Source organism: Dactylosporangium sp. NPDC005572, assembly GCF_040605515.1.
Lineage (GTDB): Bacteria > Actinomycetota > Actinomycetes > Mycobacteriales > Micromonosporaceae > Dactylosporangium.
The window spans coordinates 1-12,054 of the sequence record NZ_JBEXCY010000294.1 but is presented as its reverse complement, the minus strand read 5'-3'; the positions used below and the strand labels follow the sequence as shown (position 1 = coordinate 12,054).

General features: G+C 75.6%; 16 protein-coding genes. 7 read left to right on the top strand and 9 right to left on the bottom strand.

Going from position 1 to position 12,054, the window contains the following annotated elements; all coding sequences use genetic code 11:
- From ABZS66_RS56970 to ABZS66_RS56955, 4 genes are all read left to right on the top strand, one after another.
- On the top strand, window positions 1-632 hold a 632-nt coding region (locus ABZS66_RS56970), incomplete at its 5' end, for a lanthionine synthetase LanC family protein (protein WP_354772589.1).
- A gap of 68 nt (window positions 633-700) precedes the next feature.
- Window positions 701-877: a hypothetical protein gene (locus ABZS66_RS56965; RefSeq protein WP_238010399.1), complete on the top strand. Its 177-nt coding sequence runs from the start codon at window positions 701-703 to the stop codon at window positions 875-877.
- 64 nt (window positions 878-941) lie between these two features.
- Entirely contained in the window at window positions 942-2,810 is a 1,869-nt protein-coding gene (locus ABZS66_RS56960) for an ABC transporter ATP-binding protein (protein WP_354772587.1), read from the top strand.
- 44 nt (window positions 2,811-2,854) lie between these two features.
- Window positions 2,855-3,739: a lanthionine synthetase LanC family protein gene (locus tag ABZS66_RS56955; RefSeq protein WP_354772585.1), complete on the top strand. Its 885-nt coding sequence runs from the start codon at window positions 2,855-2,857 to the stop codon at window positions 3,737-3,739.
- A 4-nt stretch (window positions 3,740-3,743) separates the two neighbouring features.
- On the opposite strand, the gene ABZS66_RS56950 is transcribed toward ABZS66_RS56955, so the two are convergent.
- The 5 genes from ABZS66_RS56950 to ABZS66_RS56930 form a co-directional block, all read right to left on the bottom strand.
- Window positions 3,744-4,223, bottom strand: coding sequence for a peroxiredoxin (locus ABZS66_RS56950; RefSeq protein WP_354772583.1), 480 nt, complete (start codon window positions 4,221-4,223; stop codon window positions 3,744-3,746).
- Between the two features lie 32 nt (window positions 4,224-4,255).
- Window positions 4,256-4,966: a Clp protease N-terminal domain-containing protein gene (locus tag ABZS66_RS56945; RefSeq protein ID WP_354772581.1), complete on the bottom strand. Its 711-nt coding sequence runs from the start codon at window positions 4,964-4,966 to the stop codon at window positions 4,256-4,258.
- Window positions 4,967-5,102: 136 nt separating this feature from the next.
- On the bottom strand, window positions 5,103-5,492 hold the full coding sequence (locus ABZS66_RS56940) for a DoxX family protein (RefSeq protein WP_354772579.1): 390 nt from the start codon (window positions 5,490-5,492) through the stop codon (window positions 5,103-5,105).
- 359 nt (window positions 5,493-5,851) lie between these two features.
- Window positions 5,852-6,343: a DUF4265 domain-containing protein gene (locus tag ABZS66_RS56935; protein WP_354772577.1), complete on the bottom strand. Its 492-nt coding sequence runs from the start codon at window positions 6,341-6,343 to the stop codon at window positions 5,852-5,854.
- A gap of 23 nt (window positions 6,344-6,366) precedes the next feature.
- Entirely contained in the window at window positions 6,367-6,957 is a 591-nt protein-coding gene (locus ABZS66_RS56930; RefSeq protein WP_354772575.1) for a TOPRIM nucleotidyl transferase/hydrolase domain-containing protein, read from the bottom strand.
- 34 nt (window positions 6,958-6,991) lie between these two features.
- Here ABZS66_RS56930 and ABZS66_RS56925 point away from each other — a divergent pair, with 34 nt between their 5' ends.
- The 3 genes from ABZS66_RS56925 to ABZS66_RS56915 all read left to right on the top strand — a co-directional run bounded on the left by ABZS66_RS56925 (window position 6,992) and on the right by ABZS66_RS56915 (window position 9,110).
- Entirely contained in the window at window positions 6,992-7,648 is a 657-nt protein-coding gene (locus ABZS66_RS56925; RefSeq protein ID WP_354772573.1) for a hypothetical protein, read from the top strand.
- Window positions 7,649-7,740: 92 nt separating this feature from the next.
- Window positions 7,741-8,130 carry a hypothetical protein gene (locus ABZS66_RS56920; protein WP_354772571.1) on the top strand — a complete coding sequence of 130 codons (390 nt, stop codon included), beginning with the start codon at window positions 7,741-7,743 and terminating at the stop codon, window positions 8,128-8,130.
- On the top strand, window positions 8,127-9,110 hold the full coding sequence (locus tag ABZS66_RS56915) for a hypothetical protein (protein ID WP_354772569.1): 984 nt from the start codon (window positions 8,127-8,129) through the stop codon (window positions 9,108-9,110). Before ABZS66_RS56920 ends, ABZS66_RS56915 begins: the two co-directional genes overlap by 4 nt.
- A 105-nt stretch (window positions 9,111-9,215) precedes the next feature.
- On the opposite strand, the gene ABZS66_RS56910 is transcribed toward ABZS66_RS56915, so the two are convergent.
- The 4 genes from ABZS66_RS56910 to ABZS66_RS56895 form a co-directional block, all read right to left on the bottom strand.
- Window positions 9,216-9,854 carry a dihydrofolate reductase family protein gene (locus tag ABZS66_RS56910; RefSeq protein ID WP_354772567.1) on the bottom strand — a complete coding sequence of 213 codons (639 nt, stop codon included), beginning with the start codon at window positions 9,852-9,854 and terminating at the stop codon, window positions 9,216-9,218.
- Window positions 9,851-11,128: a DUF6596 domain-containing protein gene (locus ABZS66_RS56905; RefSeq protein WP_354772565.1), complete on the bottom strand. Its 1,278-nt coding sequence runs from the start codon at window positions 11,126-11,128 to the stop codon at window positions 9,851-9,853. Before ABZS66_RS56905 ends, ABZS66_RS56910 begins: the two co-directional genes overlap by 4 nt.
- Window positions 11,104-11,451 (bottom strand): YciI family protein, encoded by a 348-nt coding sequence (locus tag ABZS66_RS56900; RefSeq protein WP_354772563.1) that lies wholly within the window; start codon window positions 11,449-11,451, stop codon window positions 11,104-11,106. Before ABZS66_RS56900 ends, ABZS66_RS56905 begins: the two co-directional genes overlap by 25 nt.
- A 13-nt stretch (window positions 11,452-11,464) precedes the next feature.
- Window positions 11,465-12,054: FtsX-like permease family protein (locus tag ABZS66_RS56895; RefSeq protein ID WP_354772561.1), on the bottom strand; the 590-nt coding region annotated here is incomplete at its 5' end.

Genomic DNA, 12,054 nt, shown 5'->3' with positions numbered 1-12,054 from the left:
GGCCCCGGCACTGGCCGACCGCCGCGGACGCCGACTCGAAGCTCGCCGGGCACGCCTCGCACGGCTTCGCCCACGGCGTCGCCGGCGCCGGGACGTTCCTGCTGCTCGCCGGACTGCACCTGCCCGACGGTCAGCGGTTCCTCGACGCCGCCGTCGCCGCCGGGGAGACCCTGGTGCGGGCGGTGCGGGACGACCGCGCCCGGGTCGCCTGGCCGCTGCGGCTCGGCGGCGACGTCGGGTCCGCCGGTCACTGGTGCAGCGGCGCGGCCGGCATCGGCACGTTCCTGATCCGGCTCTGGGCCGCGACCGGCGCCGGGCACGTGCGCGACCTCGCGCTGCGGTGCGCCGACGCGTGCCTGCGCGACCTGTGGAGCTCCACCGCCGGCGCGTGCTGCGGGCTGGCCGGCGTCGGGCAGTTCCTGCTCGACCTGGCCGAGCACACCGGTGACGCGCTGCACCGCGACCGGGCCGGCGAGGTCGCCGCGGTGCTGCACGCCCGCCGCCAGGTCCGCGACGGTCTTGTCCTGACCTGCGAGCCGGAGCTGGGCTTCGACTACGGCTACGGCCCGGCCGGCGTCCTGGACTTCCTGCTGCGCCTGCGGTACGGCGGCGCGCACCCCTGGTGGTCGTGACCACCTCCGAGACATGCCCCGCCCGACCGGGCGGCGGCAGCCGAAGAACCCACGAAGGGAACCCGCACATGTCCGACATCGCCGTGCTGCAGATGCTGCCCGAGACCCAGCCCCGCGAGCGCCTCGGCCTCGACGTCATCTGCAACGAGTCCGTCAACACCCGCACGAGGACCACGTGCAACAGCGCCCTGACGGACCCGAGCGCGCCGTGCGAGAGCACCAACCCGTACAGCTACTGGTGCTGATCGGGTTGTCCGGGGCGGCCTTTCCGGCCGCCCCGGGCCCCTTTCTCCGGACAGGAGTGTTTCGATGAGTGATCCGTTGTTCGGCTCCGGTATCCGGATGAACGGGGCCTGGGCGACCCACGTGTCGGCCGCCGCCGAGACCGGGTTCCTGGCCACGCTGCGGACCGTGCCCGGGCTGACCCGGTTCACGCTCGGCATCGCCTGGGCCGCCGACCGGGCCGCCCTCCTCACCGCCGGGGTCGCGCACCTGGTCAGGGCGGCCGCCGGCGCGGCCGGGCTGCTCGCCGTCAACGCGGCGCTCACCGCCCTGCTCGCACCGGGCGACCCGCCCGGCCGGGTCGCCGCCGCAGTCCCCGCCCTGCTCGTCGTCGCCGCGCTCGCCGCCGCCGGCGCCCTCGCCGAGGCGGTCGCGACCGCCGCCGGGGGACGGCTCGCGCCGCGCGTCCAGCGGCTCGCCGAGCAGCGGCTCCTCGAGGGCGTGGCCCGGGCCGAGCTCGCCGTCGTCGACGACGGGGCGTTCCACCGCTCCCTCGCCGGGGCCAAGCTCGGCGTCCGCGCGACCGAGCAGCTCACGTCGACCGTCCTGTCCGCGGCCGGCTCGCTCGCCGGGGTCGTCGCCGTCGCCGGGGTCGCCGGGGCGCTGCACCCGCTGCTGCTGCCCTTGCTGCTGCTGGCCGTCGTGCCGCAGGCCTGGCGGGCGATGAGCGTGGCCCGGTGGGGGCACGCGTCCGCGGTCCGGTCGCTGAACGGCAACCGGCAGAAGCAGGTCCTCGCCGACGTCCTCGTGGAGCGGGGCGCAGCCGCCGAGGAGCTCCGCGTCCACGGCCTCGCCGACGTCCTCCTCGGCCACTACCGCCGGCTCGCCGCCGCCCTGGAGGCCGAGCGGGCCCGGCTGGCCCGCGCCGAGGCCGGCGCCGGGCTGCTCGCCGACGCCGCCGGCGGCCTCGCGACCGTCCTCGCGTTCGCCGCCCTGGGCTGGCTGCTGCTGACCGGCCGGATGGACCCGTCCACCGCCGGCACGTCGATCTTCGCCGTCACGAAGGTGACCGGCCTGCTGACGACGGTCCTGCTGCAGGGCAACGGCCTCTACACGCACGGGCTCTTCGTCGCCGACTATCAGCGGACAGTACGGCGGGTGACCGAACACGCCATCGCCCCCGGCGGGCCGGCCGGTCCGGCACCGGCGCGGATCGAGCTGCGCGACGTCCACTTCACGTACCCGGGCAGCGACCAGCCGGCCCTCACCGGCGTCGACCTGACCCTGCGCCGCGGCGAGGTGATCGCCCTGGTCGGCGTCAACGGCAGCGGCAAGAGCACCCTGGCCCGGATCGTCGCCGGCCTGCACCGCCCGTCCCGCGGCACGGTCACCTGGGACGGCGCCGACCGGCACGACGTGTTCGCGCAGGTCGCGTGGATCGCCCAGGACTTCCCGCGGTGGCCGTTCACCGCGCGCCAGAACGTCACCCTCGGCCGCCCGTCCGCCTCCGCCGACGAGGGCCGCCTGGACCGCGCCGGGTCGTTCGCCGGCGCCGGCGAACTGGTCGCCGGGCTGCCCGAGGGCTGGGAGACGCTGCTGGCCCGCGACTTCCAGGGCGGTACCGACCTGTCCGGCGGCCAGTGGCAGCGCCTCGCCCTGGCCCGCGCCCATTTCCGGGCCGCGCCGGTGCTCATCTGCGACGAGCCGACCGCGGCGCTCGACCCGGAGGCGGAGATCGAGAGCTTCACCCGGCTCATGGACCTGGCCCGCGACGGGCGGATGGTCGTGCTCATCACGCACCGGCTCGGCTCGGTCCGGTACGCCGACCGCATCTACGTCCTCGATGCGGGCGCCGTGGCTGAGTCGGGCACGCACGACGAGCTGATGGCCCGGGGCGGGCGGTTCGCCCGGATGTACGCGGCCCAGCAGCGCCAGTACGCGGAGCGCACCGCATGACGCTGTCTGTTCCGTCCCTTCCGGTGTCTTTTCCGGCTTTTCCGGTGCGCGACTCCGCCGCGCCGGCGCGGGCGATCCTGGCGGCGCGGCTGTCGGACGGCGAGGCGGCGGTCGGTCACGTCCTGGCCGCTCAGGCCGCGCTGCCGGGACCGCGCAGCAACCTGTTCGAGGGCACGGCGGGGACGCTCGCCGCGGCGCTCATCGTGCGGAGCACGGTGGAGGATCCGCGGCTGGAGCGGATCGTGGCGCCGGGCGTCGCCTGGCTCGCGCGGCAGGCCCGGGCCGCGGTGGAGTTCGACGCGATCGCCGGCCTGGCCGGGCTGGGCCGGTTGCTGCTGCTGGCCCGCGACCTCGGCTACGAACGCGCCGGGCCCGGCCTCGAGGCGGCGCTGCGCGCGCTGACCGGCCGGCTGGGGCCCGGGATCGCCCGTCCCGGGATGGCGCACGGGCTGGCGGGTCCCGTGGCGCTGCTTGCGATCGCGCTCGACGCCGGTGTGGCCGTGCCCGGGCAGGGCGAGGCCCTCCATGCCGCCGCGGCCCGGCTGGCCGCCTGGCCCGCCGAGCCGCGGCACCAGTGGTGCGTCGGTACCGCCGGCATCGCCCGGGCCGTGCAGCTGGCCGGGAACGCCCTGGCCGACCCGGCCCTGACCCGCGCCGGCACCGATTCCCTCAGCGCGATCGCGGCCACGCCGCCCGAACGGTGGGGCGTCCGCGACGCGATGCTCTGCTGCGGGTACGCCGGCGTGCTGCGGACCGCGCTCAGCGCCGGCCTGCCGGCACTCGCCGACGCCGCGGCGGCCGCGATCCACGACACGTGGCGCCCGGGCGACGCCTCGTTGCTGTACGGCGACGCGGGCGTGGCCCTGGCCCTGCACGACCATGCCAACCCCGGCCCGGTGACCTGGCCGGCGCTGCTGCTGGTGCAGTGACGCCTCAGCCCTGCCGGGTGTGCTCCCGCAGCACCCGCAGCGCCTGGTCGGCGTGCTCGTTCATGGACAGCTCGCTGTGGACGACCGCGATGACCCGCCGGTCGGTGCCGATGACGAACGTCATCCGCTTCATGCTCAGCGGCCCCAGCGGCAGCCGCCGCCGCACCCCGAACCGGTCCGCCACGGCACCGTCGGGGTCGGACAGCAGCGGGTAGTCGAACTTGTGCAGCTCGGAGAACTCCCGCTGCTTCTCGACACTGTCCCGGCTGATCCCGACCCGCTGCGCGCCGACCTCGGTGAACTCGGCGGCGAGGTCCCGGAAGTGGCAGCTCTCGGCGGTGCACCCGCGGGTGAGCGCGGCCGGGTAGAAGAACAGCACCACGGGCCCGTTACCGAGCAGCTCCGACAGCCGGCGTGGGCTGCCGGTCTCGTCGAGCAGCTCGAAGTCCTCGACCAGATCCCCTTGCCGAACGTCCTGCGTCATGCGGCCAACCATACGTCAGACGATTGCCGCGGTCAGGGCCGGCGGAGGTGGTCGGCCTGGCGGTACAGCCGGTCGAGCTCGGTGACGAGCAGCACCGGGTCGACCTCGGCGAGCCACGCCTGCACGAGCTGCCGGCGTTCGGTCAGCAGCCGCTGTTCGGTGTCGCGGAGCCGGGCCGCCAGGTCGAACCGCCGGTCGTCGGCGGCGGCCTCCTGCTCGCGGCGGGCCTCGGTGATGGCCGCGTCGTAGTCGGGCAGCCCGGGCGGCACGACGAGCCGGCGCGCGCCGATCAGCTGCTCGGCGATCGGCTCGACACCCGGCTCGGGGCGGCCGTGCGGATACTCGCTCAGCAGCCGCGCAGCCTCGGCCGTGACCCGGTCGGGCGTCGCGCCGAGGATGGCGAGGACCTCGCCGGCGGTACCGCCCACCTCGCCGAGCGCCGTGAGGAGGTGCTCGGTGCCGACCCACTCGCCGTCGGCCCGCGCCTGCGCGCGGTGCAGCACCCAGCCGACCGCGTCGCCGAGGTCGACGCGCGAACCGCCGTCGGGCAGCTGCCGCTCGACCTCCGCGCGCAGGGTGGGCAGCGAGACGCCGAGGCCGGCGAGGACCATCGCGGCGACGCTGTCCTCGACCTCGGTCATGGCCAGCAGCAGATGCTCGGTGCCGACCGGACCGTGCGCCCGGAGCATGGCCGTGCGGTGGGCGAGGGCGACCACCAGCTGCGCACGGTCCGTCAGCGCCATCGCGCTCCTTCCCTCGGCGAGCCCACCCTCCCGGCCTTCACCGGACGCGTGCACATGGTAGCGGTGAGCGACTCTGCGTTACGAGCCCTGCAGGCGGTGCGGACCTCACGCATGGGAGGGTCGTCGTCGGCCGAGCTCAGCCGGTGAGGGGCGCGGGGCCGAACCGGCCCCAGGCGACGAAGACGGCCAGCGCGAGGTAGACCAGGTCGGCGGCGATCGTCACGGTCTCGCCCCGGCGCAGGCGCATGGTCGCGGCACCGGCGAACAGCAGCGCCACGCAGGTGGCGGTCACGGGCACCAGCACCGGCGCGATGCCGAGGACGGCGGGCAGGATCAGGCCGGCCGCGGCGAGGATCTCCAGGGTGCCGATGGCCCGCAACGCGCCGGGGCTGAAGTCGAGCACCCACTCCGCGGCGCGGCCCACGGCCGCCATCCGCTCCCTGGGCACGACCATCTTGGAGGTACTGACCAGCAGCACTACGGCGAGCAGGACGGTGACGACCCACAGCGCGAGGTTGAGGCTCATGCGGTTGCTCCGCTCCGGTTGACGGCAGGTACGTTCCGGAGACACGCCAGCGAGCCCGTTTGTGACACACGCGCCGGCCCGCCCACGTGGCCGCCTCCATGACGAAGCTGGCCGAAGAGTTGTTGTCGCGAGGTCGGGTTGCGGGCCTGCGCCACGGCACCGTGGACCATGATCCTGAAGCGTTGTTGTACCCAGGGCGACCACAACGCTTCACGATCACGGTCCACGGTGGCAAGAACTCTTCGTGATGCTGGAGTGGGTCGCCTCGGCTGCCCCTCGGGACTCGCCGTGACGCCGCTGACAGCAGGCCGACCGCCCGAGCCCGCCGGCGAGGCGCAGACGATCCGGAGATCTGGCAGTCACGGTCCCCACGCGGCTCGCCAGGCTTCGGTGGTGCTGCCGAACTCGAACGCCCACCACCCGTCGGCCTTCCCGGACCGCAGCAGCTCGATGATTGCCGGGAAGTCGGCGTCGGGCCGGATGGTGAGCGCGACGAACGGGAACTCCTGGCTGAACGTCTCACCGGCGACGCCGTACGGCGCGAACCGCTCATGCACGGCGCGGGCATTCGGCCCCAGCGGCCCGTCCGCGACCGGCAGCACCCGGACGGTGCAGTTGCCGGACGCCTCGACCAGGCCGGTGGCCCAATGCGTCCCGTCGTCGTTGACGACGAACCGGACGACGTCGCCTTCCGCGACGCCGTTCTGCAGGAACGGGATGTTGTCCACGCGTGCCGTGTCCGCCGAGACCACGGTCGCCCAGAGACCTTCGCGGTCGTGGGGCAACCACCCTTCCCGGGGGACGAAGCGGAACCAGACCTTGATGCTGTCCCCGACAGCGGCGTCATGCACGCTGAGATCATCCACCCTCATGATCAGACGGCCGTGAGGAGTGCGTCGAGTGGGGGCGGCAGGGCGTTCTCGTGCAGTGCCGCCTCGACGAGCAGCCGGGCGTAGCGCAGTTTGCGGCGTGAGCCGCTCGCCAGGAACCGGCGCACCTGCGCCTCGGGGGCGCGGTCCCGCCAGGCCGGCTGGCGCCGCAGCGACCGCAGTGCGCCCAGGTCGCCCTGCGACTCGGCCAGCGCCTCCATCGCGGCGGTGCCGACGGCGCGGAGCAGTTCGTCCTCCAGGTCCTCGACGCAGATGAACAGGCCCAGGTGCCCGGTCCCGTGCAGCGCCCGGCGGAACAGGTCCGCCTCGCGGAGGTCACACAACGCAGCCAGGCGTACCACGGAGCCCAGCCGCGGCAGGAACCCCCCGATCGCGTGCGCTCCGCCGATCGGCACCACCACGATCCGCTCCGCGCCGAGATCACGGCCGCGGCCCGCGGCGGCGGTCTCGAGGGCGATCTGGTCGCTGATACCCTCGCACAGCACCACGGTCGCCGCGTCGCGGACCTTTGCCAGCGCGAGCGCCGTGGCGGCGGTCGATGCGCCGGGTCCGCTGAGGTAGCCGTCGACGGTCATGATGCCATCATCGACGCCCGCGAGGAGTTCGGCAGTGCTGACGGAGTACCAGCAGCTGTTGCGCGAACGGTTCCTCTCCGCGCCCGTGACGGCCCCGCCGGCGCCGTGGCGGCCGGTGTCCGCCCGGGCCATCGCGATCGGCGGCCTGGTCGGGATCGGCTTCGCTGAGGCCCCCGCTGAGGCCCCCGTCGAGGCCAACGCCGACGCCAACGCCGACGCCAACGCCGACGCCAACGTCGAGGCCCCCGCCGGCCGGGACGTCGTGATGGTGGTGTCCCACGACGGCCACGGCCTGTTCGACGCGACGACGGGCGCCAGGATCGCGCGGGACCACGAACCGGACGCCGACTCGGCCTACCCCGCCGATGCCGACCTCACCTGCCCGGGCCTCGGCCCGGTCGCCGGGCAGCCGGTCCCCATCGCCGGCCTCTTCGGCGGCGGCCTGCACACCACCGCCGAGGGCGGCTGGATGGTCGACGTGGTCAGCCCGGAGTGGCCCCACGACCGCGTCATCCTGTCGACGGGCGCCGGCGCCTACGGCGGCACGCTGGGCGAGACGTGGTGGCACGTCTTCGACGCCGACTACTCGGAGCTGCGCGCCGCGGGCTTCTCCCCGTCGGGCCGCACCCTGGCGGTCGCCACCAGCAGCGACCTGACCCTCTGGACCCGCACACCGCCGTCGGTGAGCTAGCGGCCGCGCAGGCGCCAGGTCGGGCTGCGCGGACCGGACCCGCTCGAGCCCCGCGATCCGGCGCCGGACCTGGTGTAACTACAGTGCCCGGCGTGATCTCTGTACGGACCGAGGCGCTGGCCATCGGCGTTCTGCTCGCCGCCGGGTTCGCCGGGGCGGCGCTCGGCGGCGACGCCCCGGCGCCGTCCGCCGCCGACCTGGCCGGCAAGGTCGGCTGCCGCGAGGTGCACACCGGCAACGCCACCGGTGGCGAGCGGGAGGTGGCGACCTGCCGGGTCGGCGGCCGCGACGTCACCGTCGTCACGTTCGACGACAACGCCCGCCGCGACGAGTGGGTCCGCGACGCGCAGGTCGACGTGGTCACGCTCGGCCTGTTCGGTCTTCCCGAGGCGCTCGTGTACGGCGACCGGTGGGCGGTCCGGACCGACGACCTCGCCGCCGCCGACCGGTTCGCGGTCGCGGTGCACGGGTGGCGGGTGTGACGGCCACCGCGGCCCGGCCGCCGTTGCGCCTCGCGGCCGGCGGCGCCGGGGCGCACCTCGACTGGGCACTGTGGGGACTGCTCGCCGTGCTGGCCCTGTTCGCCGTGAGCGCCGTCGCCGACCTGGTCGCGGTGCTCGGGATGCTCGCCCGGCTGCCGGTACCGCCGATCGACCGACTCGACGCCGGGCAGACCACCGGCACGGTCGAGACGTTCCTGTGCTACGGCCACCTCGTCGCCGTCGGCGCCTGGTTCGTGCTGGCCGCCCGGCTGCTGCGCCGCCTGGGGGAGGACCCCGGCCCGGTCCTGCGTACCACGCCGATCGTCCTGTGGCGGATCGGCATCGCCGCCACCGTCGCCGGCGCCGTCGCACTGCCCCGCGCGACCGTGTTCGAGGCCGCCGAGTTCGCCGCCCGGCTGCACTGGATGATCCCGATCCTCGTGGCGCGGCTGGCGCTCACGGCGCTGGTGGTGGCGGCGCTGTTCGGCGTGCGCCGCCGGGTGCACGAGGTGCTGCTGGCCTCGGGGGTACCGCCGAGGCCCGATCCGCGCCGGGACACCGGCCCGTCCCTGCGCGCGGCGCCGCTCGCGCCGTTCGCCGCCCGGCCGGTCGCGGTCGCCGACGACGCCTGGTGGGCCGAGGTGGCGACCCGCGCGTCCGCGGCCGGCGAGCCGCTGCCCCTGCTCGAGTCGTGGGGCGCGACCCGCCGCCGCTGGCTGCTGGTGGAGCCGACCGCGGACCTCGCGGCGCTGCGCGCGACCCTGCTGCCGGGCGCGACGGTGACGCTGTTCGGCCCGCCCGGCGACGGCCCCGGCACCCTCGGCCTCATCGAGGAGCCGGGCAGCGGCACGCTCCGCTTCGACCGGATCGACACCGAGGAGCACCTCGAAGCCTGGCGCCGCCGGGCCGCGGACTCCCCGCGCAGCGCCCGCTACGCCCCGGACGACCCGGCCGCCCGGTCGGCAAAGGTGCCGGACTGACCGCACCATGCGCCGGGTCGCCCTCGGACTCCTCGCGGGGCGCACGCGTGCCGCGGAGACCGCCGAAGGGGCGGTCTCCGCGACAGCTGCAGGCGGTCGTCCGGCTCAGCGGCCGTTGACCGTGTAGCGCAGGTGCGTGACCTGCGGGGTCGGCACCACCCGGGCCGGGGTGAGCTCGATCGGGGCGGGCAGTGGGCCGTCGAGCAGGCGCATGCCGGTGCCCAGGACGACCGGGGCGACGTGCAGGTCCAGCTCGTCCAGCAGGCCCGACCACAGGACCCGGCGCAGCAGGGTGCCGCCGCCCGCCACCGCCACGTTCCGGCCGCCCGCCGCCGCGCGGGCCTGGTCGACCGCGGCCGCCAGGCCCTCGGTGACGTACGTGAAGGTCGTGCCGCCCTTGCGGACCAGCGTCTCGCGGGGGCGGTTCGTCACCACGAACACCGGGGCGTGGAACGGCGGCTCCTCGCCCCACGGGTCCTCGCCGCCGTCGGCCATCCGGCGGCCCATGACGTACGCGCCGGCCGCCTCGAACGACTCCGCGATGATGCCGGAGCTGACGTTCTGCTCGCCGCCGGCGAGGCCCTGCCGTTCGCGCCAGGCCAGCGCCTCGGTCACCCACTGCGTGATCCGGAAGAAGCCCGCCGCCTCCGCCGAGTCCATCCATCCGTTGCCGCCGCCCTGGTACCGCGGGCCGGCGTAGTACCCGTCCAGTGAGACCGACATCTGGGCCGTCACCTTGGTCATCGTGCTCGCTCCGATGCTCCGGTGGCCCCGCTACCGGGGCCGTTCGTGTCGGAGCCGGCGGCCGGGTTTCTACAGTGTGCGGCCCGCCGCAGCAGGAACCGTTGCTCGGGGCGGCTGCCGGCCACGCGGGCCGCCTCCTGGTACGCGACGGCCGCGCCGGCCCGGTCGCCGGCGCGCTCCAGCAGGTGCGCGCGGACGGCCGGCAGCCGCGGGTAGCCGGCCAGCGCGCCGGACTCCAGCTCGGCCAGGAGGTCGAGGCCGGCCTGCGGGCCGCGCACCATCCCCAGGGCGACCGCCCGGTTCAGCGTCGCGACGGGGTTCGGGGCCAGGCGGTCGAGCGTGCGGTACAGCAGGAGGATCTGCGGCCAGTCGGTGGCCTCGACGGAGGGCGCCTCGTCGTGGAGCGCGGCGATGGCCGCCTGGACCTGGTACGGGCCGGGCGTCCCGGTCGCGAGGGCGGCGGTGAGCAGCGCCGTGCCCTCGGCGATCGCGGCCCGGTCCCACAGTGACCGGTCCTGCTCGTCCAGTGGGATCAGAACGCCGTCCGGGCCGGTGCGGGCGGCGCGGCGGGCCTCGGTGAGCAGCATCAGCGCGAGCAGCCCGGCGGTCTCCGCCGACCCGGGCCGCCGGTCGTGCAGCTCCCGCACCAGCCGGACCGCCTCGCGCGTGAGGTCCGTGCGGTGCACCTGGGTGTAGCCCTCGTTGAACATGAGGTACAACACGTGCAGCACCACCGGCAGCGGAGCCGGCCGGTCGAACCGCGCGCCGGCCTCCCGCAGCCGCTGCTTGGCGCGGGAGATCCGCTGGCCCATCGTCTTGTCCGGGACGAGGAACGCGGCGGCGATCTCGGTCGTGGTGAGTCCGCCGACGGCCCGCAGGGTGAGCGCGATCTGCGCCGACGGGGCGAGGGCCGGGTGACAGCACAGGAACAGCAGGTCGAGGAGGTCGTCGCGGGCCGGTTCGGCGTCGGGCGGTGGCGCGACGAGCGCGTCGCGCGGGAGGGCGTCGTGGACGGCGCGTTCGCGGCGTGCCCGGGCGGTGTCGGCGCGCAGCTGGTCGACGTAGCGGCGGGTCGCGGCGGTGATGAGCCAGCCGAGGGGGTGGTCGGGGACGCCGGTGCCGGGCCAGCTCCCGGCGGCGGCGAGCAGCGCCTCCTGGACCGCGTCCTCGCACCGGGCGAAGTCGCCGTAGCGGCGGGTGAGCGCGCCGAGCGCCGGGGCGGCGAGGGACCGCAGGTGCTCCTCGACGGTCACCGCCGGGACAGCAGCGGCCACAGCTCGACGTTGCCGCCGTAGCGCAGCCCCGGATACGACCGCGCGATCTCGACGGCCCGCGCGTCGTCGTCGACGTCGACGACGAAGTAGGAGCCCACGAACTCCTTGACCTCCAGGTACGGCCCGTCGGTGACGACCGGGCCGTCCTGCCCCATCCGCACCGCGCGCGCCCGCGGCACGAGACCGTCGGCGCCGAGCAGCTCGCCGGACTCGTCCAGTGCCGCGTTGAACGCGTCGACCTCGTCGATGAGCGCGGCGAGCTGGTCGGGCGTGAGGCTGTTCCACTGGGCCTCGTTGCCGTAGATCAACATGAGGTACCTCATGTGGCCCAGCCTTTCACGCCGGCACGGCCCGCAGGGTGGTGGTGACGGGGTGGCGCGCCGCGGCCAGCGCGGGGCCGGCGGTGAGGGCGGCGACCGCGACCAGGACGCCGGCGGCGGTCGCGAGCAGCCAGCCGACTGGTGCCGGGCCGGCGTTGCCGGGGGCGAAGAACAGGTACACCTCCCCGCCGAGGAACGCGCCGGCGACGGCCCCCGGGACCGCGGGCAGCAGCTGCGCCACGACCAGGCCCGCGGCGGCCTGGCCGGGGGTCGCGCCGAGGGTCCGGGCGACGGCGAGCGGCAGCCGGGTGTCGAGCACGGCGGTCCACGTGCTGACGAGCGTGTTGAGCAGCGCGAGGACGCACGTGGCGCCGAGGACGAGCAGGATCGCGTGGACGGTCCGCTCGTCGCGGGCGTTGGCGAGGGTGGCGCCGCCGACGTTCAGCGGGCGGCTGGTCTGGGCCAGGTTCGAGAACGCGGCGGCGAGCGTGGTCGTGGTCACGAGGGCGTTGAGCGTGCCGAGCCGGGCCCGGCGCGGGCGGCGGGCGTTCAGCCGGACCCCGATGAGCAGGGCGGTGGGCAGCCGCCGGGACAGCCGGACCCGCC

Bases quoted from the DNA above. Each gene is read 5' to 3' on its own strand.
- ABZS66_RS56945 (WP_354772581.1), bottom strand. From the start codon at position 4,966: ATGGCGCTGACGGACCGTGCGCAGCTGGTGGTCGCCCTCGCCCACCGC.
- ABZS66_RS56940 (WP_354772579.1), bottom strand. From the start codon at position 5,492: ATGAGCCTCAACCTCGCGCTGTGGGTCGTCACCGTCCTGCTCGCCGTA.
- ABZS66_RS56910 (WP_354772567.1), bottom strand. From the start codon at position 9,854: ATGACCAAGGTGACGGCCCAGATGTCGGTCTCACTGGACGGGTACTAC.
- ABZS66_RS56960 (WP_354772587.1), top strand. From the start codon at position 942: ATGAGTGATCCGTTGTTCGGCTCCGGTATCCGGATGAACGGGGCCTGG.
- ABZS66_RS56900 (WP_354772563.1), bottom strand. From the start codon at position 11,451: ATGAGGTACCTCATGTTGATCTACGGCAACGAGGCCCAGTGGAACAGC.
- ABZS66_RS56930 (WP_354772575.1), bottom strand. From the start codon at position 6,957: ATGACCGTCGACGGCTACCTCAGCGGACCCGGCGCATCGACCGCCGCC.
- ABZS66_RS56965 (WP_238010399.1), top strand. From the start codon at position 701: ATGTCCGACATCGCCGTGCTGCAGATGCTGCCCGAGACCCAGCCCCGC.
- ABZS66_RS56950 (WP_354772583.1), bottom strand. From the start codon at position 4,223: ATGACGCAGGACGTTCGGCAAGGGGATCTGGTCGAGGACTTCGAGCTG.